Raw genomic sequence first — 23,375 nt, 5'->3', positions numbered from 1 at the left:
TGCCCCGCCTGCTGACCTCACAGCTACTGAGACTTTCTTACGCGTATGTACCATTCAGCCAGCAGTCTTACCTGTTTCTCGGTGTAACCTCTGTTGACCATACGTTTTACAAACTCGTTGTGTTTACGCTGGTCGTCATTGCTGCTTTTGGCGTTGAAAGAAATAACCGGAAGGAGGTCTTCAGTGTTAGAGAACATTTTCTTCTCAATCACTGAACGCATTTTTTCATAGCTCGACCATGCAGGATTTTTGCCGTTGTTGTTTGCCCGAGCCCTTAATACGAAATTAACGACTTCGTTACGGAAGTCTTTAGGGTTGGCAATACTGGCGGCTTTCTCGATTTTTTCCAGCTCTTCATTGATGGTAGCGCGATCAAGAATGTCACCGGTTTCCGGGTCTCTGTATTCCTGGTCCTGAATCCAGAAGTCAGCGTAGGTAATGTAACGGTCAAAGATGTTCTGACCGTACTCAGAATAGGATTCCAGGTAAGCGGTCTGAATTTCCTTGCCCAGAAACTCAATGTATTTCGGTGCCAGGAACTCTTTCACATAGCGCAAATAACGCTCATGGATTTCTTTCGGGAACTGCTGCTGTTCAATCTGCTGCTCCAGAACATAAAGCATGTGTACCGGGTTGGCAGCGACTTCACCGGGATCAAAGTTGAAGACTTTGGAAAGAATCTTGAACGCAAAGCGCGTTGACAACCCTTCCATGCCTTCATCAACGCCAGCGGCGTCTTTGTATTCCTGTAATGGTTTGGCGTTCGGGTCGGTGTCCTTCAGGCTTTCACCGTCGTACACTCGCATCTTGGAATAAACGTTGGAGTTCTCCGGCTCTTTCACCCGCGACAGCACCGAGAACTGAGCCAGCATTTTCAGAGTATCCGGCGCACAGGGCGACTCTTTCAAAGAACTGTTTTCCAGCAGTTTTTCGTATATCTGTATTTCTTCTTTCACTCTGGTGCAATAGGGCACCTTGACGATATTCACCCGGTCAATGAACGCTTCATTGGTTTTATTGTTACGGAAACTCTGCCATTCCGACTCATTGGAGTGAGCAAGAATAATACCGTTGTAAGGAATCGCTCCCATGCCTTCGGTACTGTTGTAATTACCTTCCTGCGTCGCCGTCAACAACGGGTGCAGCACCTTGATAGGTGCCTTGAACATTTCCACAAACTCCATGATGCCCTGGTTGGCATTACACAACGCGCCAGAGAAGCTGTAAGCGTCGGGATCGTCCTGAGAGTATTCTTCCAGCTGGCGAATATCGACCTTACCCACAAGGCTGGAAATATCCTGATTGTTTTCATCCCCCGGCTCAGTTTTGGCAATGGCTACCTGGTTCAGGATACTGGGGTAGAGTTTAACCACTTTAAACTTGGTGATGTCGCCGCCAAACTCATTCAGCCGTTTAACCGCCCAGGGGGACATGATGCCGCCAAGATAACGACCGGGAATACCGTATTCACTGGTCAGGATGTCACCGTCTTCATCGGCATTAAACAGGTTCAGAGGGGATTCAAATACCGGAGACCCCTTAATGGCGTAGAAAGGAACTTTTTCCATCAGCGCTTTAAGCTTCTCAGCCAGAGAGGATTTACCACCACCCACCGGTCCCAGCAGATAAAGTATTTGCTTTTTCTCTTCCAGCCCCTGAGCGGCGTGTTTAAAAAACGACACAATTTGTTCAATAGCTTCTTCCATGCCATAGAACTCTTTGAAGGCGGGATAACACTTGATCAGTTTATTGGAAAAAATTCGGCTTTGCCGTGGGTCTCTGGAAGTGTCGATCATTTCCGGTTCGCCAATGGCCTGCAACATGCGTTCAGCAGCATTAGCGTAAGTGGAAGGCTCATCCCTGCATAACTGCAAGTATTCCTGAATCGTCAGCTCTTCCTGTTGATGGGATTGAAACCTCTGTTGATAGCTGTCAAAGATATCCATATCGCGTCACCTGCCCTGTCTGATGTGTTGGGTCGATTCCCATGCTGAGGCTGCGCAAACAGTCTTCTCACAACAGGGTTATCGACAGAATCAGTACAAAGACCACTTTTTAATTATAGAACTGTCAAAAAACAGCCTTGAGCTCAAAACAGCCCTGAGCTCAAAACAGCCCTGAGCTCAAAACAGCCCTGAGCTCAAAACAGCCCTGAGCTCAAAACAGCCCTGAGCTTAACCCTTCTGAACAAGAGCTAAAAAGTGGTCGAGGCTGACAGCCATTTCCATTGGCTGACATCATGGAACGCTTAACCTGCGTATAAGAAAAACTTATTGGAGGTTAACTCAAACAGAGCGGGAAAAAGCGAGCCCCTTTGAATTTATAATGTGGAGTTTTTAAACAATCTGCAATAGCTGGACGCTTAAATCACCGTATTTTTTGTTTTAACAGGGCTGGCCGATTTTTCTGACCATCCGTCAGTACAAGTCAGGTGACGTATTTATATAAGGCAGGCCCGGTGCTGGCGTACGACGGCTTAGCAATAAGCCGCCTGTCCACCAGCACCTGTCATTATTTTTCTAACTGAGCGATCAGGGTGTGCAGAAAGCGTGTAGCTTCCCCACCGGTTGCAGCCCGATGATCAAAGGTGACAGAAATCGGCAATACTTTATGACTGACGGCCTGCCGGTCAATACTGACAATCTCTTCCCGCAACTGCCCGATACCAACGATACAAACCATCGGCGGTACAACAACCGGCGTTGCGTATTTACCGGCAAATACGCCAAAGTTGCTCAGTGTAACGGTTGCGCCAACCATATCAGAAGGCGGCAGGGTACGTTCTTTAACCGCCGTTCTGAAAGCATTGATCTGAGTTCTCAGTTGTTTGGCATCCAGCAGGTCAGCATTACGAATGACCGGAACGAACAACCCTTCCTCACTGTCCACTGCCAGTCCAAGATGAACGGTGTCAAACACTTCCCTGCTGATCGACTTGCCATCAAACCAGGCGTTTAATGCCGGTTCAGCCTGACAGGCTCTGGTAGTAGCCTGAATCAGTCGTACGGTAATATCCTCACCCTCTGCCCAGTGATCAATGTCAGCATCATCAAACAGGGTGACAGCCACGACTTCAGCGTGGGACTGTGCCATGGTGTTCGCCATAAATTTGCGAACGCCTTTCAAAGGCTCAGGGTTTTCCAGTGCGTATCCGGTTTGAGCGGGCTTTTCGGTTAGTGTCATGCCAAGACGGGAAGCCAGCTCATTGACAGAGCCTTGTGCATTACGACTCACTGATGAGTCTTCTGGTGGAGAGCCAATAAAGAAAGTCTCTTCTGTCGGGCTGGCAGTGTCTGTTGCCAGCTTTCCAACCACTGTGCCTGAGTCTTCTTCCTCCGATACGAACTCAACCAGTGGCGCGCCGGTCAGAATGGTATCACCGGGTTGTCCACATAAACGCGCCACTTCAGCAGTAACCGGAGAAGGGACCTCAACAATGGCTTTGGCTGTTTCAACAGAAACAATAATCTGGTCTTCTTTTACGTGGTCGCCTTCCTGTATATGCCACTCAACAATATCTGCTTCAGGAATTCCTTCTCCCAGGTCGGGCAAGTTAAAAAATTTCATTGGCAGCTTCCCGTTTTAATTTCTTAATGAAATGACAATTAATAAAACGACGATTTATGAAACGACTCTTAATGAAAAGACAACGTTTTTAATGCCGCTTTCATGATGTCGTCAGGACTGGGCAGATAATGATTTTCCATTCGATAGTAAGGCATGATGGTGTCAAAACCGGTCACTCTCTCTACAGGTGCTTTGAGAACCATTAACGCCTGTTCGGCAAGACTGGCAGCAATTTCTGCCCCTGCACCAAAGCTTTTACAGGCTTCATGGACAATCACGCACCGGCCGGTTTTTTGAACCGATGTCAGAATCGTCTCCATATCCAGAGGCTTAATGGTGGCAACGTCAATCACCTCAGTCGAAACACCGTGTTGCTCAAGAGTGTTGGCTGCTTCCATGGTTTCCTTAACCGAGGCTCCCCAGCTGACCAGGGTAACGTCCTGCCCCTGTTTCAGGGTAAAGCACTTATCCAGCGGCAGCAGTGGTGTCTTGTGATCAACCTCCTGCTTTGATGCCCGGTAGATGCGCTTGGGTTCCAGAAAGATAACCGGGTCCGGTTCATTAATAGCAGACCGCAACAAGCCATAAGCCCGCACAGGCGATGATGGAATGACCACCCTTAAACCGGGAATATGTGCAAACAGAGCTTCAGTGCTTTCTGAATGATGTTCTGGTGCGTGAATGCCCCCACCAAAGGGAGCCCGCAATACCATCGGGCAGGATAAACGACCACGGGTGCGATTGCGCATACGGGCTGCGTGGCAAATTAGCTGTTCCATAGTGGGGAAGATAAACCCCATAAACTGTATTTCTGCCACGGGCTTCAAACCCTGGGCAGCCATGCCAATGCTGATGCCGGCTATCAGCGTTTCTGCCAGTGGTGTATCCATGACCCGCTTAAAACCGTATTTATCCTTTAACCCCTGAGTGGCACGAAACACACCGCCATTCACACCAATGTCCTCACCTAACATCACCACATCCGGGTCGCTCTCCATGGCATGATCCAAAGCCAGGTTCACCGCCTCTACCATTGTGATCTTACTCATGGCTCTGACCTCCCGCGGCTCTCAACTCGGCCTCCTGTTTTTGCTGCTGCAGGGCTGGCGGCATGTTCGCATAATGGTAATCAAACAGGTCTTTTACCGGTGGAAGCGGCGTATTGAGATAGTTTTGAACCTCCTGTTCAATCTGCTGGCTGACGTCTTTAATCAGCGCCTGTTCCTGCTGTTCGTCCCACCACCCCCGGTGGTGCAAAAAGGTTCGGAGTCGCTTGATGGGTTCTTTGCCCCACGCCTGTTGCAACTCATCACTGCTACGATAACGACTGGCGTCGTCTGCCGTAGTGTGATCACCCAGACGGTAACTGATGGCTTCAATAACCGTTGCGCCTTTGCCACTACGGGCTCTGCCTATCGCCTCATTTATCACTTCGTGCAGGGCGATCACATCATTGCCATCCACCTGGTAAGAGGGTAAACCCGCTGATACGCCTTTCTGGGCTAAAGTGGGGGCACCGGACTGGATGCGTCTTGGGACTGAAATGGCCCACTGGTTGTTATTGATGACAAAGACCACGGGCAGCTGCCAGGCACCGGCAAGGTTCAATGCTTCGAGAAAATCCCCTTTTGATGTTGCGCCATCCCCAAGAGCACACACCGCAATACCGGAATCTTGTCGTATTTTCAAAGCGGCTGCCACACCAGCGGCATGACAGGCCTGAGTGGCAATGGGCACACAGTTGGGGAAGTCCTTGCCCCAGTGGTCACCAGAACTCCCGCGCTCATCCCCTCCCCAGTAGAGCAAAATGTCGGATAGGGGAATGCCCCTGACCATAAGCCCCGGATGGTCCCGGTAATAAGGAACCAGAACATCCTCTTTTTTCATCAGGGCGCAGGTCACAGTACTGATAGCCTCCTGTCCAAGACAGGAAGGGTAAGTGCCCATCTGGCCCGTTCTCTGCAAAGCAACCGCCTTGGCATCAGCCTGACGGCCCAGCACCATATTACGATAGTAACCAAGCAGAATATCTTTATCCTCTGTCCAGCCTGGCAATCGCTCGATCACTTCACCTTCAGCATCCAGGTACCGGTAGATGGGAATTGGATTAAGTTCTTTCTGTTTCACAGTAGAAGCCTCTGTTATTAGTCAGACCGCCTGTTTATAGTAGATAGTTTTAAGCAGTTAGCTGCCTGAACTCATCACCAAACAAAATAGCTTCAGCCATTTGATCTGCAATCCGGTTAACAGGCTCCTGTTGTTGCTGCTGTCTGCGAAAGACCTGTAGCAGCGTTTCTCCAATCCCTTTAATTCTGAGATTCATTTCGTGGTTACTTTTGCGAGCGTGGGTCATGGCGACAAAAATCAGGCCACCCGCATTAATCAGATAGTCCGGTGCGTAAAGGATGTCCCGGTTAAACAGTTGCTCCCCACATTCCGGAGTCAGTAACTGGTTGTTGGCTGAACCGGCAACGGCACCACATTGAAGCTGGTCGATCGCCTGCTCATTCAGTACGCCGCCCAGGCCACAAGGACTGAAAATGTCGCAGGAGGTTGAATGAATCTCTGACGGATTGACCCCTCTGGCACCAAACTCCCGGATGCACTGTTCAACTTTGTCGTCGTCAATGTCTGACACAACCAGCCGGGCTCCGTCTCTGTGCAATAGCTGGCACAGGGCATAACCCACACTTCCCAACCCCTGAACAGCAATGGTCATACCTTTGAGCGTATTGCCAAACTCTTTACGCGCCTTGAGCGTAGAAAGGATGCCGTAATAGACTCCTTTGGCCGTTGAAGGCCCGGGGTTACCGCTGGCTGACGTACAGGAAACATGGTGGGTCTGGCTGGCAATGATATCCATATCGGAAACGCTGGTGCCACTGTCTATTGCCGTGATATATCGCCCCCCCAGCTCATCGACAAAACGTCCAAAGGCACTGAATAGCTCAGTACGATCGAAATCGCCCTCAGGCATCATAATGACTGATTTCCCACCACCCAGATCCAGCCCGGCCAGAGCCGCTTTGTAACTCATACCCTGGGCCAGACGGATAGCATCGGTCACGGCATCATCAAAAGAAGGGTAAGGGATAAAGCGGCAACCGCCCAGAGAAGGGCCTCTGCGAGTATTGTGGATGGCAATTATGGACTTCAGGCCGGAATGTTCATCGTACTTGATATGAATATCATTCATCCTGGCCTGGGTTATCTGTCTGAACATACGGGATCCTCCGAATGGTTCAGAGCGGATAAGGCTCTGATTTTGCTTTATTTCTTATTTTTATTTCAGGCATCCTGCAAACGGGTTGGTTACAGGATTAACGCTACGGGGATTGTAGTCCCTTATTGTGATTAAGAATGAGATCGGAAGCTGTTGTCAAATTTTGACCTAAAACTACCTGTACACTCAACACGCTACTGCTTTATACGTGAGAAAACCTGCCCTGTTGCCGATAGCCTTGGAAATTAATTTTTACAGGGAAATCATTATGGACGGGGGATCTTCCGGTCGCGTTTCTTTAGAGAATATCGATCAGCAACTATTGCAGCTGAATGAGGAACCCGGGGACACTCCTATTGGCGTAGATGACAGTGGACGTATTATCAAACAGGCCGATGTAAATCAAAATTTGTCATCAGAGACATTTTCTGGGTATCTTGTTAGCCATGAGCGACTCTGTACGACAAGAGCGCAGCTCACTCCTGAAAATAAAAATTATTTCAGATTCTGGGAAGACTGCATTTCCATAGTCAAAAGGAGGACGATCTATGACAGACACTGTACTTGAAAAACGTCGCTTCCCCCGCAAACTGCTTGAAGAGCCCGCACAGGTTCTTGATAACGACACTGGTCAGTTACTGGGTGTTCTGGAAGATGTTTCAAAGGGAGGTTTCAGTCTGTTAACCAACCAGATCATTCGTCAGGATGAGGTCCGTAATATAACACTGGTGCTACCCGGCCCACAGAAAAGCTATCACCAGGTATCGTTGATAGCTGAATGCGTCTGGTGCCAATCGGGCAGCAAACAGGGCAACTCGCCTTCAGCCCCGACTCCGGGAAGCTATGCCGCTGGATTCCAGCTGCGGGAGATCGACGAACAGGATCAGGTGGCCCTTAATTACTTTATCCGCGACTACTGATAAGAAGCCTTAATCAGGAATGGGCAGGTTCAGAGTTTCCTTCAGTTCTTCCATCACAATGTAACTTTTCGACTCTCTTACACCGGGCAGCTTTAACAGGATGTCGCCCAGTAGTTCCCTGTAGGAGGCCATTTCAGAAATCCGGGCTTTAACCAGATAATCAAAGTGGCCTGATACCAGATGACATTCCAGAACATTGGGCAGGTTAATGACTGCCCTGCGGAAGTCATCAAAGATATCGGCGGATTTGGTATATAAACTGATTTCGACAAACACCAGCAGACCAGCTTGCAGGAATTGTGGATTTAACCGGGCGCTGTAGCCCTGAATAACACCTTCACGCTCCAGTCTTTTGACTCGTTCCATGCAGGGCGTTGTACTCAGACCCACACGGTCAGCGAGGTCTACGTAGGAAATACGACCATTTTCCTGCAAGGTACGCAGAATATTACGATCAATCCTGTCCAGTTGGCGAATGACTTCTTTGCGGCTTCTCATGGTTTCAGCTGTTGTTAGACGAACATTCCGAATGGTGCGTGAGAGTATGGCACAGACAGAAAATCTTCAAGTGCTTAAATAGACCTGCTATGTAAATTTTCCGTTTGTGTGCAAAAAATAAGCAAGATAGCCCAGTAAATGTGATGCTCGTAGTCGACTGTCATAGCCGGGTGCATCGTTGAGACCGACATTCACCACCCAACATGACATTTTCCTAATACCTGCTATCTATCAGATAAGCAAATATCAAGAAGCCTTGTTATGCCTCCTATTCAATACCACTCTCAGGTCATGGATCATCTCGGTCTAGTGGCTGGAATGTGCAAAGAGCTGGGCATTGCCGACCATATCGACAGGCGCGCGCCCAAAGTATCTGACGAATGGAACATCTCCCACGGTGAGGCCGTTGTCGCGATGATTATCAATGGCCTCGGCTTTACGGGGCAGTCTCTCCACATGTTCCCTCAGTTCTTCTCCAATAAACCCCTCGATAAACTGATCAGAGAGGGGATTGAGCCCGAACACATAAACGACAAAGTTCTTGGAAGAACACTGGATGAACTGTTTGAACTGGGTGTCAGTAAAGTCTATTTTGAGCTGGCTATCAAGGTGGCTACGCATCTCAAATTGCCATGTGATGCACTCAACCTTGATGGCACAGGATTTCACGTCGATGGCCGTTATAACAGCGAGGAGGAAGTAAGTGACGAGGACCTCAATTGCATCAGGCTTTGCAAGGGCTACAGCCGAGATCATCGTCCTGACCTGAACCAGGCCATATTGCTCCTGCTGACCGAAAACCGGGCAGGCATTCCGATGTTTATGAAAGCAGCCAGCGGTAATGTGACGGACAAGACCAGTTTCAAACAAGTGGTTTCTGAGCATATAAAGAGCTTCAAGGCGGCACTGAATGCCCGTTACTTCATCGGTGATGCTGCATTGTATGTGGCTGAAACCGTTCAGGAACTGAGTCAGCAGGATCAGTTGTTTATCTCCAGAGTTCCTCTCAACATTGGTGCAGCCAAAGAACTGGTTCAAAGTGCGCCATTGCGCTCAATGGTTGAGGTTGAAGGGTTTGAGCATTACGAATCTGTAGAGACTCTGTCTGACTATGCAGGTGTCGTACAACGTTGGGTACTGTTTCGAAATAATCAAAGCCAGAAAACAGAACAGAAGACACTGACAAGGCGTATGCAGAAAAAGTCCCTGAAGGAGTTCAAGGAACTTGAGAAATTGGGCAAGAAGCCATTCTGTTGCGAATCGGATGCCATGGAAGCTTTCAAGCTATGGCAAAAACAGTCCGTATACTGCCAGGCTGAACCTGAGATCATCGAGAGTCCCTGCTATAAAACCAAAGGCCGTCCTGCTGATGGGACGGTTCCCGACCACTATGAATATTATGTGACAGGCTCCTGCACGGTTGCTGTACAGACTCGTCGTGATGCAGAAGCATCGTTGGGTTGTTTTGTTCTGGCAACCAACGATACAGATACAGTCCGGCTTGACGCTGGCGAACTACTGAGGACGTATAAATCCCAGCAGCAGGTTGAGAGAGGTTTTCGCTTCCTGAAGAGCCCTGATTTTCTGGTGTCTTCACTGTATCTCAAAAAACCTGAGCGTATTGAGGCCCTGTTAATGGTGATGACACTCTGTCTTATGGTCTATGCTGCAATTCAGCATCGAATCCGCTATGAACTGAAAAGGCAGAGCCGAACGTTCCCGGACATGAAGAAGAAACCAGCCCAGAACCCAACGGGCAGATGGGTTTTCCTGTGCTTTGATGGGATTCATGTGCTGTCGGTTAACGGGACGGAGAAACACATGGTTGGAATATCAGAGAGGCAATCGACGATCATTTTTATTTTGGGCTCAACGTACCAAGAAATTTATTCCTGAATAGGGTGGTGAATGACGGTTGAGAGTCAGACATCAACGGCTATCGATGACTGGGCGTATTCAACCGGAACCCGGTTCAGGTTGCAGAACAGCTGATAAGGTATGGTGCTGGCATAACGAGCTACTTCTGCCGCCGGGAGATCCTTGCCCCATAATACAACACTGTCGCCCGGTCGGGCTTGCGGCACATCAGTCAGGTCAACAGTCAGCATATCCATGGAAACCCGGCCAATCACCGGTACTCGTTTACCCTTCACAAGGATGGGTGTACCGTTTTGCGCATGGCGCGGGTAACCGTCAGCGTAACCAATAGCCACCACGCCTTGCCGGGTCGCCCGCTGACTGGTCCAGGCGCTGCCATAACCCACCGGGCTGCCAGCAGGAATATTCTTAATGCTGATAATGGCGGAATGCAGCTCCATGACCGGCTGTAGCTGTTGCTCAATCGGGTGAACGGTTTCAAAGGGAGAAGCGCCGTACAGTAATAACCCGGGGCGATTCCATTCAGCCCGGGCCTGGTGATAGTTCACCAGACCGGCTGAATTGGCAATACTGCGCTCACCCGGCAAGCCAAGGGTATGTTGCTCAAAGACTTCAAGCTGGTGTCGTGTATAGCCGTTATCCGATTCATCCGCACAGGCCAGGTGAGTCATCATAACAATATCGCTGACCCAGGGCAGGGCGTCCAGACGCATCCAGGCGGCTCGAAAGTCTTGTGGTAACAGACCGGCACGATGCATACCTGAGTCCATTTTCAGCCAGACGCGCACAGGCTCTGGTTGCGGGCTCTGTTCCAGCATGGTCAGCTGTTCGGGATTTTGCACGACAATGTCCAGCTTATGACGGCTGATCTCGTTCAATTCAATGGCTTCAAAAAAACCTTCCAGCAGGAGAATCGGTTGCTGGATACCCGTACTGCGTAACTCCAGAGCTTCTTCAATACAGGCCACCGCAAAACCGTCTGCCTGACCCGACAGAGCCTTTGCGCAGGCCACCGCACCATGTCCATAAGCATCGGCTTTCACCACTGCCAGAACCTTGCCATTGGTTCGTTCCCGGTTGGCTAACGATTTGGCCAGCTGGTAGTTGTGTTGCAGGGCATCAAGATTAATGACCGCCTTAGCTGGACGACTCATGATTGCAATGTTTTCCCAGAAAAATCAGCATCAATGCTAACAATTTATAATTTTTAGCTCTTTATGTGATTATCGAAATTCACTAAGTGAATAAATAATACCGGTAACGGGGGGGGATCTACATCCCTGGTGACTGCTCCCCACCCTATCGGGTGAGGCTTCTGATTTCTTAGGCAGCAACCGACAGTCTGCCGGATTTACGCAAGCCTCCATCAGCAGAAACGGACAGTCCTTCCGCCTTTAATTTCAATATGCCTTGCTTCTTGATATTGCGAGCTGCATTAATATCCCGGTCATGGATAGCACCACAGCTACACTCCCATGATCGGATTCTCAATGGCATTTTTTCCTGTTTCAAATCGCAGACTGAGCAAGCTTTAGAGGATGCAAACCACTGGTCTATCTTCACCAGATGTTTACCTTCCTGCTTTGCCTTGTATTCGAGTTTGGTTATCAGTGAGTGCCAGCCAGCATCAGCAATAGAACGAGCAAGACGCTTGTTCTTGAGCATGTTTTTAACTTTCAGTGTCTCCACAATCACCGCTTGGTTTTCGTCGATGAGTTGTTTTGATAGCTTAGGGGAACGGAAGGTTAGAATATACCGCTGTTGGCTATTAGCTTTTGGTGGTTGGCTGTCTGAGCAGCTAATAGCCAACCGCCAAAAGCCCGGTAAGACATTGAATGCTGCGCCCCTTATGCTGAAAATCATTACGGGCAAAGGCTACACGCTCATGCGCCTTTGCCACCAATAAACGGGCTTTGTGCCTACCTTTTGAGCCTTTCTTGCAGCGAGATAGAGCCTGTTGTTTTCTTTTCAGGTTACGTTGTGCTTTTTTCAGAAAGCGAGGATTGCCAGTCTTATGGCCGGTACTGGTGATAGCCAGATCAGTAATCCCCATATCAACACCGACAACCTGATTAGCTTCAAGATTATCAATCTGTTTTGGTTGTTCCTGGGTATCATCAGCCAATATGGAGGCAAAATACTTGCCGGTTAGCGTTCTTCTCAGGGTGATAGACTTCACCTTACCCACTATTTCACGATGCACTTTAGCCCTTATGGGCTTGCACTTGGGGATTTTTATCCAGTTATCGCCCACAGAGACAGACGTACAATGGTAGCTACTTTGCTTGCCATGCTTTTTCTTGAAGCGAGGAAATCTTGCCTGCAATTTGGGATTGAAAAAGTTTTGAAAGGCCGTATCCAGATTGATAGTGACCTGTTGCAGTGCAATAGAGTCAGCGTTTTTCAGCCATGAGTACTTTCGGCTTTTCTTGGCTTTTGCCAGCAAGGGCTTCAGGTGTTTTTTGGGAGAAAGGCTCTGCCCACGAACCTTGTAATAATGAACCTTAATAGCCAGGGCCTTGTTCCATACGAACCGCACAGCATCAAACTGACGGTCGAGAAATTCCGCCTGCTCTGATGTTGGATAGATTCGTACTTTGGTGGCTCTCAGCATGGAACTTTATTTCAGTGCTCCATTAATATAAGCTTTATATTACAGGTATTTGAAAGAGGTTTTCAAGTGGGCGCACACAATAAAGATTTGCTTAAAGGGTATCTTCGCAAACGACATAGCGTTACCAAGCTGGTTGTTCATTTGGTGTTCACGACAAAGTACAGACGAAAGCTTTTTGATGGCTATATGATCAAGCAGTTACGGGAGTCGTTCGAGAGTGCATGTGAAAAACTGGAATGCCAGTTACTTGAAATGGATGGCGAAAAAGATCACGTACACCTGTTGGTGGCCTACCCACCAAAACTGGCTATCAGTGTCATGGTAAATAATCTCAAATCAACATCATCAAGACGGTTGCGAATGCTGAATACCCACCTTACTGCTCAGAGCAAAGCAGGCTTAATGTGGTCAAGGTCTTACTTTGCTTGCAGTGCTGGCGGTGCAACTATCGAGACTCTGAAGGACTACGTTAATAGCCAGAGTACACCAGATTGATGGCGGAAGGCTCTGCGCCTTCCCGTCTTATATCCCCGCCCGCATTGGGCGAGGGTTTACGACGATTTTGCTAAAACACTGAGGTAAAAGACGGAAGACTTTTTTGGCTTTTGGCTTTTGGCTTTTGGCTGCTGGCTGCTGGCTGTTGGCTGCTGGCTGCCTGACTAACAGCCAACAACCAGCAGCGGACAGCGGACAGCGGACAGCGGACAGCGTTATGATCTGTGCTTCAGGCTCACTTATCGATTTTGGTCATCTTGGTGCCTTCCAGGGTCAGGTTATACATCAGGCCTTTATTGTCACTGATGAAGGCAATGATCGGCTCCTGAACGGTATTGGTGGCAATGGTTTCACCGACACCAAACTCGGCAATAGCAATGCTACCATCAACGCCTGCTTCCCAGCCTTTGCTGTTACGGAATGTCTCCAGCGCTTCATGGGTCATAAACATGACAATCTGAGAACGCACCTGTGCACCCAGCTGAAGACCAACAGAGGCCGAAGCCGTGTTGTAATAGTCGACTACCTGCTGATTGATCAGCAGCGCGCCTTCACCGTACTCACCGCCCACAAACAAACCACCTTTAATGATTTTCGGAAACACCAGAATGCCTTTGGCCTCTTTACCAAGAGTTCTGGCGGCTGGGCTTTCGTCGTAAAGACCCGACAATGTTTCCTTGACGGTAGCGTTCAGTTCGGCTTTTGATGAAGCAACGACCGGCAAAGTCAAACAAGAGATAACCATAAACAGAAATAGACGTCTCATCTGGCGCAACATAATGTTTCCCTATAGTAAGTGCTGCCGTGATATTACCAGTACAAGGTCGTATTTCTATGTGTGCTTTACACAGTTTTTCAACTAAAGAGGAAGCGCCGTTGTGTATTTCATCTGCTCCATGGCGAAGCTGGAGGTCACATCACTCAGGCCGTCGATACTGTTAACCAGCCCTTTATAGAAGTGATCAAAAGACTGGATATCTTTGGTCACCACTCTCAGCAGGTAATCATACTCGCCGCTCATCCGGTAGCATTCTGCTACCTCCGGGAAGCTATTAACAGTATCCGAAAAAGTTTTCAGCCAGTCAGACGAGTGCTGTTGTGTTTTTATATGAACAAACACAGAAACCCCCAGCCCTACTTTCCCGGCATTAATCAGGGCAACCCGTTTATTGATGTAGCCCTGACTTTCCAGACGCTTAATTCGGTTCCAGCAGGGAGTAGGCGACAGACAGACTCTTTCTGCAACTTCGGCAAGGGAAAGAGTGCAGTCTTCCTGCAATTCAAGCAGAATTTTTCGGTCGATAGAGTCCATTACAGTGACAGTTACAGGCAGTAAAGAGTGGCGAGAATGGTGCCATACTCGCCGAACCCTGGCAAAGGAAGGATCAGAGAGATGAGGAGTCGACTTCAGGACCTGAAGGGAGGATTGAGAAAGGAATGGCCGCTGTTCAGGCGGCACTCAGTGGAAGGTCTTTGACTTCGGGATGGCTGGCGTTACGGGAAGGCAGGCTATAAACCGCAGACGAAGCAACACTTTGCCTGATTATCTTTTCAAAAAACATCAGCGCATTGCTGCAACTGATATCGAAATGCCTGAAAAAGCTGGCATTGACCTGGGTTTGCTCAAATAACAGGGAGTGGAACTTTGCAAACAGCGACCGGTCAACCGGTTGAGGCGCTTTCCAGAAGGAGGCCAGGCTACCCTGATGAGTCAGACCCTGAATATCGTACATGGCCCTGCCCATTACTTTAACCGGTAAACCGTGCAACAGGGCCGACACACCCACCGTACTGTTCACAGTAACCACTCCGGCAGTATGACGATAGAGTTCAGGCAGTGAAACGTCATGGCAATAAACCACCCGATCCGGCAAGCCCAGGCGTTTTACCTTCTCACGAATAAACCTGCCGTAGTGCGTATAACCCCGGTCCATAGGGTGATGCTTAAAACACAGTACCTGATCAGGTGCCGCATAACGTTTGAAGGAGTCAATGACTTCAGCAATAAACGACTCAACAGAACTGAAGTTTGAGTGATAAATCTTCTGAGAATCGTCGTGTACCTGTAAAGGCACCAGAAAAAAACGCTGACTGCAGGTTTTTGTCAGCCGTCTTTTAATAAGATAATCCGCAGGCTTTACCAGCCATTTGCGAGCAAATCCCCGCAGCCAGCAATACCCTTCTTTTACAGGGTTCGAAGCCCGATGATGGACAGAGTGTGGAAACTGCCTGCGGCTGAACAGGGCAGCCCAGTAATACAACGACGCATACACACCCCTGCGAAGCATAGTATTGCCAATCGTTACCGGCGTTTTAACGGGCTTTACCGTTGTTTGCTGTAGCCGCTGTAAAGACAGGTCCAGTCGGCTTAATGCATTAACGCCGTGGGGCTCAAGCGTAATGGTGTTGGGTCGCAAATACCCTTCCTCAAACACCATAAAGGCAACACCCAGCCGGTCACAAACCGGTTTTGCCGTGCGGTGATAATAACGGCAATCCCCCAGCAGAAAGACGGCACCTATCGAATGTTCTGACAGGTATTCCTGCAAGAAAGTCGGCCAGTCGTCTGGCTTTCCCTGATAGTCGGTCACGCAATCTGCGCCTGCATAAAAGCGGTCACCGCCGTTAAAATTAATTTTATGGGTGTCATATCCCGCCTGAGAAAAAGCACCGGCCAGTTCCCGAAAGAAAGGTCCTAACGGCCCTTGTAAAAATAATACAGACGACTTTTGCACGTTGAACTGATCCAAGAAGTCTGTCCTAAAACAGACAAAAATTATATTGTTGTATCAATAACCGATTTATTCTGTCAGAAAAGTAGTACAGTCCGGATAGCGAATTTCCGCAACATCATCTTGTAAATGCCTCTGCCAGATAACCGACCTTACGCTTTGTTCTTGCCAGCCAGTTGTATAACTTATTGGATTTGGCCTGATGAACGACTGCTTCCTGTTTAAGGGCCCGAATCATGCGCTCGACGGTTGTGAAACGCCGGGTTCCCCAATGCACATAACACGGGTAATAACAGTGAGCAAAGTAGATTAATTCCGCCAATGACCTTTTGGCGGTTCTGCGGGAAATAGCCAGATGGTCAACGGTCAATCCCCATCCGGAATAAAATGGCGCACCCCAGCAGTGGACGGTTTTGCCCCGGGTCAGTGCTTCAAACCCCGCCAGAGATGTCATCACATGCAGCTCATCACATTGATCGATACAATCCAGAATATCGCTGTCGGCCACAACACGGTCAGCCCACTGCAAAGACGTAGACTCAGGTATGTGTCCTTCCCTTCCCGCCAGCAACACATCCGGATGCGGTTTATAAACGATGTACGCACCGGGTTCAGAAGCCCTGACCGCTTTCAATAAATCAAGGTTGCTATGAATTGCCGGGCTGCCCCATTTTAAAGAAGCATCATTATTCACCTGCCCGGTAACCAGAATTTTCTTCTGTTGAGAAGCGGCGTCCGCAAACACCTGATGCCCGGAACCCAGCAGGTTATATTTACTCACCCGCTGTTGAACCAGTGTTTTAACCAGCTGTCTGCCCCGTTTAATCTGCCTCTCTGAAAGCTTTAGCGTATTAATCGCGGTTTCCAGGTCAGAGGGACGGGTACAGTCAAAATACATTCCCTGTTTATCGATGATCAGTGATCCGGGCCTGCGCAATTCGGCTCCAAGACCATTGCTTCGAATAAAGGCATCTTCCGCACGCCACAGGGCGATGCCTTCAGGTGCCTTAAATTCATACTGTTTGGTTCCCCATAAAAGAATGCCATCACCCACTGATGCTGCTTTAAGGGCCTTTGCAGTGGATCGGACAAACTGAATCCGTTCGGCGCGACCACCGATAAAACAGTGAAGAAAAGCACGCTTCCACAAACTGAAATCAACCGCATAGAGCGTGTTAACTTCCTGCGCCTGGTAGTGACGCTGCAATGCCAGCAGATCAACAATCTCTTCCAGCTCACAGCGTTCACCGGTTTCCGGGTCTATATAGCGTGTGTATTTCAGGCAAGCCGCTGCAAACAGGCTTTCTATGGAGTGTTTCTGCTGACGACGTGGACTGGGTATTCGGTCATCGGTCAACGACCAGCCGCTGTAAAAAGGCAACCCAAAGCATACGACCTTCTTACCATACCAGAGCGCCTCAAAACCGAGCTGTGACGTCACTACATACACTTTCTCAAAGTGTGGAAACAGAGACTGGGCGTTCACCTTATCCGCCAGTACTTTCAGCCGCTTATTATCAAACCCCTTAACCTTCTGGCCACAGGGTTCCAACTCAAAGTAGCCTTTCTTTTTTCCTAAAACCACATCGGGGTGAACCTTAACCCACACTTCAGAACCGGGGTTTTCAGACAACGCCGCTTCCAGCATCGCCTTAAAGCTGGAATCATCCGCCATACCGTATTTTACAGAACAGTCGCCGTAGGTCTGGTCAACGACTAATACCCGGTCAATGTCGTTATTTTCCGGTTGCCACCTGGATACCGGCTCGTGGTTGTATTTGGTGATCTGATGTTGACGAATCAATTCCAGCAGCCTGGCTGAACGGGAATGCAGCTCCGCCGTTAACCATTCTTCAGGCCGGTTCAACAGGTATTCAATATCGGAAGGTTGGGTAGCATCGTAGTAGATGCCGGTTTTATCGACGATAAGGGAGAAACGACGGTCGCCCAGGGCCGGGTGGCCGAGGTAAGAGATAAAGCCTTCTTCGAGGCTCCAGTAAGGGAGGTTGTGTTTGGCCGCTATCGCCCTGGCCTGATGGGTATTGTTTTTTTTCCCCCAGCCCAGCACAACACTGTCAGTTGGGTAACTCGTTGTTAATATCTGCCGTGCTTTATTCAGATGCTGAACGGAATCTGTCAGTAAATGCCTGAGCTCTGGCGCTGAAGATATACCTTTGGAAACAGTGACAAATTGGGACAATGGGGGATTACTTCTCTATTTGGCAGACTTATGCAGGTGATCAGTTCTTGCTTTTCAAACTTGTTAAATGAGATATCAATGCCATCATTTTTTCATCGATCTGATTCAGGCAAGAGCGATGGCAAACCTTATCGTGCGTAACATTGATGAAAAAGTCGTAGATGCGCTTAAAACCCAAGCTGACAAACACGAACCAAGTGTTGAAGCTGAACACCGCAGGGTTTTAGAGTCAGCGTTGCCTGATCCCAGAAAAAAGAGTTTTACAGAAGCCCTGGAAAACATACCAGACGTTGGTACTGACGCAGATTTTGAGCGTATCAATGACGGAGGCGAACGTGATGTATTTTATTGACACCAACGTCATCAGCAAATACGCACGTTGCAGAAACTGGCTCTATTTCCTTCAATTGCCCAAAATCACATTTGACATGCCTGAGTACCCTGCCCAAGTTTCATGTAACGTTACATGAGACAAATAAGGATCAATCATGCCCAATGAACATCATTCAGACAGTACCCGCCAGAGAGTAAAACGCCATCGTGACGCTTTGCGGGAAGCGGGCTTTCGGCCAGTGCAAATCTGGGTGCCTGATACCCGTCGGGAAGGTTTTGCCGAAGAGTGCAGAAAGCAGTCAGCTCGCCTGAAAAGTGACCCGGCAGAAACCGACACACTGGACTGGATAGAACACCTTTCTGACGATGAGGGCTGGTCATGAAATGCTTGAGATTGGTTGAACCGCCATACAAGTTTCAGGTTTAAAAGTTAAAGGGTCAAAAAGGGGGGGCTTTCGACTTTTAAACTTTTAAACCTGAAACCTTTCAACAACCCACCCCATAACCCCAGTTTTTCCCGAAGCTTCAAGCCTGAGCAGACTTTCCGATATTCAGTGTCACACCCAGGGCAGAGCACACAGCCAGCAATGTTTTAAGAGTAGGGTTTCCCCGGTCACTGAAAGACCGGTAAAGCTGCTCTCTGGACAACCCTGTTTGTTCCGCAATAGCAGTCATACCTTTTGCTCGGGTCACTACCCCGAAAGCATGCGCTATATAACCTGCATCACCCGTTTCAAACGCCTCCGCCATAAAAACTTCTATGGCTTCTGGTGTAGTAAGTGTCTCAGCAAGATCATAGTCGTGTAGTTCTGTTTTCATGATTTCTTCTCCAATGCTTTTACCAATTCCCTGGCTAGCTTGATATCACGCAACCTCTGCCCTCTGATCCTTGAGTTTCGATTCCCACTGTGAGAACTGTGTTGTTTTCTGGATTTTGAGCATAAACAGATCGTAGTCTAAAGACTACAGCCATGCAAAAGGGTAAAAGACAGATTTATGCACAGTGCAAGTACTGCCCTCGGCTTTTGTCCTTCCGTTGCACCAGGAACTAAGCTAACTTACCAGCATTATCTCAAAAAAAGGAACCAGGAAATGTTACACACCTATAAAGCAACTATTGACCAGAAAGGCAACCTTCAACTTCCGGAAAATATCGTTTTACCATCAGGCTCACAGGTACTTATCACCGTATTGGACAAGCCTCTACCTGATACGGTGAATGATGAAGCCCTCCTCAGTGAGCAGGCTTTGGCTGAAGACTGGAATAAACCGGAGGAAGATAAAGCATGGGAATCCCTGCAGCAGGAACAATAGTAACCATTGATTTCCCCTTCTCCGATTTATCGGCCACCAAACGCCGACCAGCTCTTGTTCTGGCACAGGTGAGCAGAGGCGACATCATACTGTGTCAAATAACCAGTAAAGCCTATTCAGACCCGGCTGCCGTACCGATTACACTTGAAGACTTCAGCAGCGGCCAACTGAATTTAAAAAGCTTTGCCCGACCATGCAAGCTTTTTACAGCTCACAGCAGCCTTATCCGACAGGAGATCGCAACACTCAAATTGCAAAAATTTTCTGAAGTCACAGGAAAGCTGAGAGCGCTGTTTTCTCAAAGCGGGTAGGCAACCGCTCTTGTACAGTCTGGGTCAGTTCTTGCATTTTGCAATCTGTTCTAAAAGCAGCCTCGAAGCCCAAAGACCAGAGCTGCCCTCTCTGCAAGAGTGAGTCTAAGATTGTGTAACACTCTGTGTAAATTAAGATGGGTTAAAAAATATGTCTGACAATCTTGCTATTGACGATGACCTTATATCACAGGTTCAAAAATTGGGTGGTTACAAAACCAAACAGACTGCTGTTAATAAAGCTCTGGTGGAATATGTTCGACATCGACAACAACTGGAGTTACTGGAAACATTCGGTACTATCGATTACGACTTATCGGAATCGAACAAAAAAAGCCGCAGATAATCGTAGCATTGGTGGATACTTGAAACATAAAAGCGGGAGCCGAAGCCATTATTACCCGAAATATAAAAGACTTTGCAGCATCAGAGCTTCCCGTGTTTACTCCTGAAGAGTTTATTTTGAAGTCGCTTGACTGTTGCAATGGGGGTTGAACACAGTGCAGGAACTGACCCCAGCTCCTTTGCACTATGCAAGACCTGCCCCAGAGCTGTCCGGGTAAAGGTCATCCATAGACAGCTCCAGTTTCAGACTGTCCAGCGTGATGATATCCCCCGAGCCATAAGTTGCCACCACTTCAAACCGCCCTTCATGCCACATGCGCTTTTCAATCACCGGGTGGTCCGGATCAACCACCAGATACTCGCCCTGAGTCGCCTTCAGTACATGTCCATATTCAGCAGACTTATACACCCGGTCAGTCAACTCTGTGCTTTCAGAAAGCACTTCAACCAGCACGGTCGCAGACTCACACATGTCATCAAACCTTCGGTTCTGCTCACAGGAAACCATAACATCCGGGTACCGGAAAGATTTTACAAAGGCCGACTCAACCTTGAGTTTTACGTCTGATGAAAACACGTCACAAGGCTTACCAACCAGATGATTACCCAGCAACCGGGCTATGTTAGTAATCATTTTTCCATGCCGGATAGAGCCGCCTGCCATAGCGACCACATACCCGTCGATATACTCATGGCGTGTATCCTGCGAAGCTTTCTCATGGGAAAGGTAGGCTTCTGGTGTGACCAGGGCGTGAGTGATTTTATGGGGCATGCTTTGTCCTTGGGTCAAGGGGCAGTTCTTGTATTTCTGCCATAGTATACCCACCTGGCTGATAAGCTACAGCCATAGCCTGATTCTAATAAGGCTATGAATGGTGAATTTTGCGAGTTTCGTTAAATACTTTCCATCCAGACACCAGTACCGGTGCCTTGCAGGGCTTTTGAGACGCTATAGGAAGCAGTCTGGGTCAGTTCTTGCATTGTCCAATCTGTTGTAAAACCAGCCTCGAAGCCCAGAGGCTAAACCCGCCACTCTCATAACTGGACTAAATTCAAACCATGACGTACACTTTTTCTTATATATACGTCACGGTGATAACATGCACAAACTGACTCTTAGAATGGATACCGAACTGGTGAACAGTGCCAAGGAATATGCAGCGCTGCACGGCACCTCTTTATCGCAACTGGTCGCTGATTATTTTGCCGACCTGACCCGGCAAACGGCTAACGATGAGCAGCTCCCCCCACTTACGCAAAGCCTTAAAGGCCTGCTGGCTGACTCTAAGGAATTGATAGATGAGGAAAGCTACAAAAAACATCTGGAAGATAAATATCTATGAAAATTCTGGTAGATACCAACGTCATTCTGGATGTACTTTTTGAGCGCAAGCCCTTTGTTAACCACTCATCGGTGATTATGGGCAAAATAGAGCGCAGAACACTCGGCGGCATGTTATGCGCCACTACGTTAACAACCATCCACTATCTGGCTTGTAAATCCATCGGCAAAAAGGAGGGCACAGGTGCTATCAAAAAACTGTTACAAATCTATGAAATAGCACCTGTGGATCACCAGATACTCACTTTTGCCCTTAACAGTGGCTTTAAAGATTATGAGGACGGCGTGCTGCATGCCTCAGCAATAAAAGCGGGAGCCGTAGCCATTGTCACCCGAAATATAAAAGACTTTGCTGTATCAGAGCTTCCGGTGTTTACTCCTGAAGAGTTTATTTTTAAGTCGCCTGACTTTTGAGAGGCTGATTTTCGGCCAGTGCAAATCTGGGATTAAGAACCCACAGTCTCGCTACTCATAGCCTGCTACAAGAATCTTTATTGCACCTGTAACACACCTCATTAAACTGGTACTGGTTGAACAACTGTCGTTTAATTCATATATGACTGCTATGGAATCTATGATTTAACATCTCTAATCAGTGCTTGAAGGTCTGTACTTTTTTCAATCTGAGTTATCATCTGCCTTGCATTCGCAAGCATGACTGTCCTGTCGACTCTCAGCATTTGATCAAATGATTCAACCCACTGCTCTGGCTCATTATTAACAACCAGACCGGCATTATTAGCTGCAATTTCACCAGAGAGAGCATGTAACTCTGAGTAGATCCCTACGGCTCCACTGCGTGAGATATCCAGCATTTTGTTGTGTGAACGTGCTTTGTTAAATGGCGACTCAAGCACTGGAGCCAAACCAATATCCAGGTTAGCTGTAGCCGTATAATGTTTGAATTTATTCCACTTCATGGGATGTACTATGCGTACCCCCGGAATATCCCTGAAGAGTTTATAAACCTCATGGTCACCAAAAATCTCAAACTGAGCGAAGTCATAACGTTTCTGTATTTCTTCAACCACAGGCCGCAAAAATCTCATTTCACGTAAATGCGATTTTGAACCATGATAAAAATACCTTAACTTCCTGTCCGGAACGGTAGCACTAACCAAACCTGGCGAAATGACATCGCTTTCTGGCAGGCAATACTTACCAGCCAGCCATTGTGTCGAAACCCAAATCCGATCACAAAGGCCACTCAGCAAATGTCTTATTTTCAAATAAGACCAGGTTAATCGTCGGCCATAATCACCAGGCAGGTGCGGATCAGACCATGCTGCCGGAATATCATCATCAATAAACCATGCAACACCCGCAAACTTATATTTTATTTTTTTTAATGTTTTCAGCAATCGTGCAGGCTGATTTCTGATAATGACAACAAAGTCACCCGTACTTACAAAGTGCTCCAAAACCTCAGGAGAACAATCCGAGAATACTTCTCTTACATTTTCTTCCGGATACCGACAGGTAAAATAAATATCCCTGGTTGGGCTATTGGAATCAGTGAGAAGAACAATATTTCCATTCCAGGGAGTATTGTAAGTTCCGCAAGGCTTAAACAGTTTTGGAGAGAAAAAAGCAGGCATAGCTC

Annotated in this window: 27 protein-coding genes; 11 read left to right on the top strand and 16 right to left on the bottom strand. The window is 48.1% G+C overall.

The features are described from left to right. Positions 1–23 precede the first annotated feature (23 nt). The 5 genes from NX720_RS11925 to NX720_RS11905 all read right to left on the bottom strand — a co-directional run bounded on the left by NX720_RS11925 (position 24) and on the right by NX720_RS11905 (position 6,790). A complete protein-coding gene (locus NX720_RS11925) occupies positions 24–1,946 on the bottom strand; it encodes a PrkA family serine protein kinase (protein WP_262601330.1) in 1,923 nt (640 codons plus the stop codon). Positions 1,947–2,511: 565 nt separating this feature from the next. After that, positions 2,512–3,567, bottom strand: a complete 1,056-nt coding sequence (locus NX720_RS11920) for a dihydrolipoamide acetyltransferase family protein (RefSeq protein WP_262601329.1) — start codon at positions 3,565–3,567, stop codon at positions 2,512–2,514. Between the two features lie 68 nt (positions 3,568–3,635). Next, positions 3,636–4,616, bottom strand: a complete 981-nt coding sequence (locus tag NX720_RS11915; RefSeq protein WP_262601328.1) for an alpha-ketoacid dehydrogenase subunit beta — start codon at positions 4,614–4,616, stop codon at positions 3,636–3,638. Further along, on the bottom strand, positions 4,609–5,694 hold the full coding sequence (pdhA, locus tag NX720_RS11910) for a pyruvate dehydrogenase (acetyl-transferring) E1 component subunit alpha (RefSeq protein WP_262601327.1): 1,086 nt from the start codon (positions 5,692–5,694) through the stop codon (positions 4,609–4,611). The genes NX720_RS11915 and pdhA overlap by 8 nt, the downstream gene beginning before the upstream one ends. 49 nt (positions 5,695–5,743) lie before the next feature. Then, positions 5,744–6,790 carry a Leu/Phe/Val dehydrogenase gene (locus NX720_RS11905; protein WP_262601326.1) on the bottom strand — a complete coding sequence of 349 codons (1,047 nt, stop codon included), beginning with the start codon at positions 6,788–6,790 and terminating at the stop codon, positions 5,744–5,746. 268 nt (positions 6,791–7,058) lie between these two features. Here NX720_RS11905 and NX720_RS11900 point away from each other — a divergent pair, with 268 nt between their 5' ends. Both NX720_RS11900 and NX720_RS11895 read left to right on the top strand, forming a co-directional pair. Next, positions 7,059–7,358, top strand: a complete 300-nt coding sequence (locus NX720_RS11900; protein WP_262601325.1) for a hypothetical protein — start codon at positions 7,059–7,061, stop codon at positions 7,356–7,358. After that, positions 7,339–7,710, top strand: a complete 372-nt coding sequence (locus tag NX720_RS11895; protein WP_262601324.1) for a PilZ domain-containing protein — start codon at positions 7,339–7,341, stop codon at positions 7,708–7,710. The genes NX720_RS11900 and NX720_RS11895 overlap by 20 nt, the downstream gene beginning before the upstream one ends. A 9-nt stretch (positions 7,711–7,719) precedes the next feature. Here the strand turns inward: NX720_RS11895 and lrp are convergent, their stop codons facing one another. Further along, a complete protein-coding gene (gene lrp / locus NX720_RS11890; RefSeq protein ID WP_262601323.1) occupies positions 7,720–8,208 on the bottom strand; it encodes a leucine-responsive transcriptional regulator Lrp in 489 nt (162 codons plus the stop codon). 261 nt (positions 8,209–8,469) lie between these two features. Here lrp and NX720_RS11885 point away from each other — a divergent pair, with 261 nt between their 5' ends. Beyond that, the gene (locus NX720_RS11885) at positions 8,470–10,104 is read left to right on the top strand and encodes an IS1634 family transposase (protein ID WP_262596076.1); all 1,635 of its coding nucleotides are present in this window, start codon (positions 8,470–8,472) and stop codon (positions 10,102–10,104) included. A 26-nt stretch (positions 10,105–10,130) separates the two neighbouring features. On the opposite strand, the gene alr is transcribed toward NX720_RS11885, so the two are convergent. The 3 genes from alr to NX720_RS11870 all read right to left on the bottom strand — a co-directional run bounded on the left by alr (position 10,131) and on the right by NX720_RS11870 (position 12,700). After that, positions 10,131–11,240, bottom strand: a complete 1,110-nt coding sequence (gene alr, locus NX720_RS11880) for an alanine racemase (protein WP_262601322.1) — start codon at positions 11,238–11,240, stop codon at positions 10,131–10,133. 169 nt (positions 11,241–11,409) lie between these two features. Beyond that, positions 11,410–11,895, bottom strand: a complete 486-nt coding sequence (locus NX720_RS11875) for an RNA-guided endonuclease InsQ/TnpB family protein (protein WP_262601321.1) — start codon at positions 11,893–11,895, stop codon at positions 11,410–11,412. Then, the gene (locus NX720_RS11870; RefSeq protein ID WP_262601320.1) at positions 11,885–12,700 is read right to left on the bottom strand and encodes an RNA-guided endonuclease InsQ/TnpB family protein; all 816 of its coding nucleotides are present in this window, start codon (positions 12,698–12,700) and stop codon (positions 11,885–11,887) included. Before NX720_RS11870 ends, NX720_RS11875 begins: the two co-directional genes overlap by 11 nt. A 66-nt stretch (positions 12,701–12,766) precedes the next feature. On the opposite strand from NX720_RS11870, the gene tnpA reads away from it, so the two are divergent. Then, positions 12,767–13,195 carry an IS200/IS605 family transposase gene (tnpA, locus tag NX720_RS11865; protein WP_262599592.1) on the top strand — a complete coding sequence of 143 codons (429 nt, stop codon included), beginning with the start codon at positions 12,767–12,769 and terminating at the stop codon, positions 13,193–13,195. Positions 13,196–13,430: 235 nt separating this feature from the next. Here tnpA and NX720_RS11860 read toward each other — a convergent pair whose 3' ends face one another. The 4 genes from NX720_RS11860 to NX720_RS11845 form a co-directional block, all read right to left on the bottom strand. Beyond that, on the bottom strand, positions 13,431–13,940 hold the full coding sequence (locus NX720_RS11860) for a BPSL1445 family SYLF domain-containing lipoprotein (RefSeq protein ID WP_262601319.1): 510 nt from the start codon (positions 13,938–13,940) through the stop codon (positions 13,431–13,433). A gap of 114 nt (positions 13,941–14,054) precedes the next feature. Further along, positions 14,055–14,507, bottom strand: a complete 453-nt coding sequence (locus NX720_RS11855) for an Lrp/AsnC family transcriptional regulator (RefSeq protein WP_262601318.1) — start codon at positions 14,505–14,507, stop codon at positions 14,055–14,057. A gap of 136 nt (positions 14,508–14,643) precedes the next feature. Then, positions 14,644–15,945 carry a capsule biosynthesis protein gene (locus tag NX720_RS11850; protein ID WP_262601317.1) on the bottom strand — a complete coding sequence of 434 codons (1,302 nt, stop codon included), beginning with the start codon at positions 15,943–15,945 and terminating at the stop codon, positions 14,644–14,646. A 100-nt stretch (positions 15,946–16,045) separates the two neighbouring features. Further along, complete coding sequence (locus NX720_RS11845; protein ID WP_262601316.1) at positions 16,046–18,127, bottom strand: capsular polysaccharide biosynthesis protein; 2,082 nt, start codon at positions 18,125–18,127, stop codon at positions 16,046–16,048. 118 nt (positions 18,128–18,245) lie between these two features. Here NX720_RS11845 and NX720_RS11840 point away from each other — a divergent pair, with 118 nt between their 5' ends. Further along, positions 18,246–18,479 (top strand): FitA-like ribbon-helix-helix domain-containing protein, encoded by a 234-nt coding sequence (locus NX720_RS11840; protein ID WP_262601315.1) that lies wholly within the window; start codon positions 18,246–18,248, stop codon positions 18,477–18,479. 136 nt (positions 18,480–18,615) lie between these two features. Continuing rightward, positions 18,616–18,843, top strand: a complete 228-nt coding sequence (locus NX720_RS11835) for an antitoxin MazE family protein (protein ID WP_262601314.1) — start codon at positions 18,616–18,618, stop codon at positions 18,841–18,843. 142 nt (positions 18,844–18,985) lie between these two features. Here the strand turns inward: NX720_RS11835 and NX720_RS11830 are convergent, their stop codons facing one another. After that, positions 18,986–19,279, bottom strand: coding sequence for an addiction module antidote protein (locus tag NX720_RS11830; RefSeq protein WP_262601313.1), 294 nt, complete (start codon positions 19,277–19,279; stop codon positions 18,986–18,988). 273 nt (positions 19,280–19,552) lie between these two features. On the opposite strand from NX720_RS11830, the gene NX720_RS11825 reads away from it, so the two are divergent. The 3 genes from NX720_RS11825 (at position 19,553) to NX720_RS11815 (ending at position 20,431) form a co-directional block, all read left to right on the top strand. After that, complete coding sequence (locus NX720_RS11825; RefSeq protein WP_262601312.1) at positions 19,553–19,774, top strand: hypothetical protein; 222 nt, start codon at positions 19,553–19,555, stop codon at positions 19,772–19,774. After that, positions 19,747–20,085: a type II toxin-antitoxin system PemK/MazF family toxin gene (locus tag NX720_RS11820; protein ID WP_262601311.1), complete on the top strand. Its 339-nt coding sequence runs from the start codon at positions 19,747–19,749 to the stop codon at positions 20,083–20,085. The genes NX720_RS11825 and NX720_RS11820 overlap by 28 nt, the downstream gene beginning before the upstream one ends. A 151-nt stretch (positions 20,086–20,236) precedes the next feature. Continuing rightward, positions 20,237–20,431, top strand: coding sequence for a type II toxin-antitoxin system VapB family antitoxin (locus NX720_RS11815; RefSeq protein WP_262601310.1), 195 nt, complete (start codon positions 20,237–20,239; stop codon positions 20,429–20,431). Positions 20,432–20,614: 183 nt separating this feature from the next. On the opposite strand, the gene NX720_RS11810 is transcribed toward NX720_RS11815, so the two are convergent. After that, complete coding sequence (locus NX720_RS11810; protein ID WP_262601309.1) at positions 20,615–21,202, bottom strand: Uma2 family endonuclease; 588 nt, start codon at positions 21,200–21,202, stop codon at positions 20,615–20,617. Between the two features lie 328 nt (positions 21,203–21,530). On the opposite strand from NX720_RS11810, the gene NX720_RS11805 reads away from it, so the two are divergent. Further along, positions 21,531–21,773: a DUF6364 family protein gene (locus NX720_RS11805; RefSeq protein WP_262601308.1), complete on the top strand. Its 243-nt coding sequence runs from the start codon at positions 21,531–21,533 to the stop codon at positions 21,771–21,773. Beyond that, on the top strand, positions 21,770–22,186 hold the full coding sequence (locus tag NX720_RS11800) for a PIN domain-containing protein (protein WP_262601307.1): 417 nt from the start codon (positions 21,770–21,772) through the stop codon (positions 22,184–22,186). Before NX720_RS11805 ends, NX720_RS11800 begins: the two co-directional genes overlap by 4 nt. A gap of 158 nt (positions 22,187–22,344) precedes the next feature. Here NX720_RS11800 and NX720_RS11795 read toward each other — a convergent pair whose 3' ends face one another. After that, positions 22,345–23,370, bottom strand: coding sequence for a glycosyltransferase family protein (locus NX720_RS11795; RefSeq protein ID WP_262601306.1), 1,026 nt, complete (start codon positions 23,368–23,370; stop codon positions 22,345–22,347). Positions 23,371–23,375: the final 5 nt, after the last annotated feature.

The organism is Endozoicomonas euniceicola (assembly GCF_025562755.1).
GTDB classification, from domain to species: Bacteria; Pseudomonadota; Gammaproteobacteria; order Pseudomonadales; family Endozoicomonadaceae; genus Endozoicomonas_A; species Endozoicomonas_A euniceicola.
This window is presented reverse-complemented; position numbering and strand designations above follow the sequence as displayed.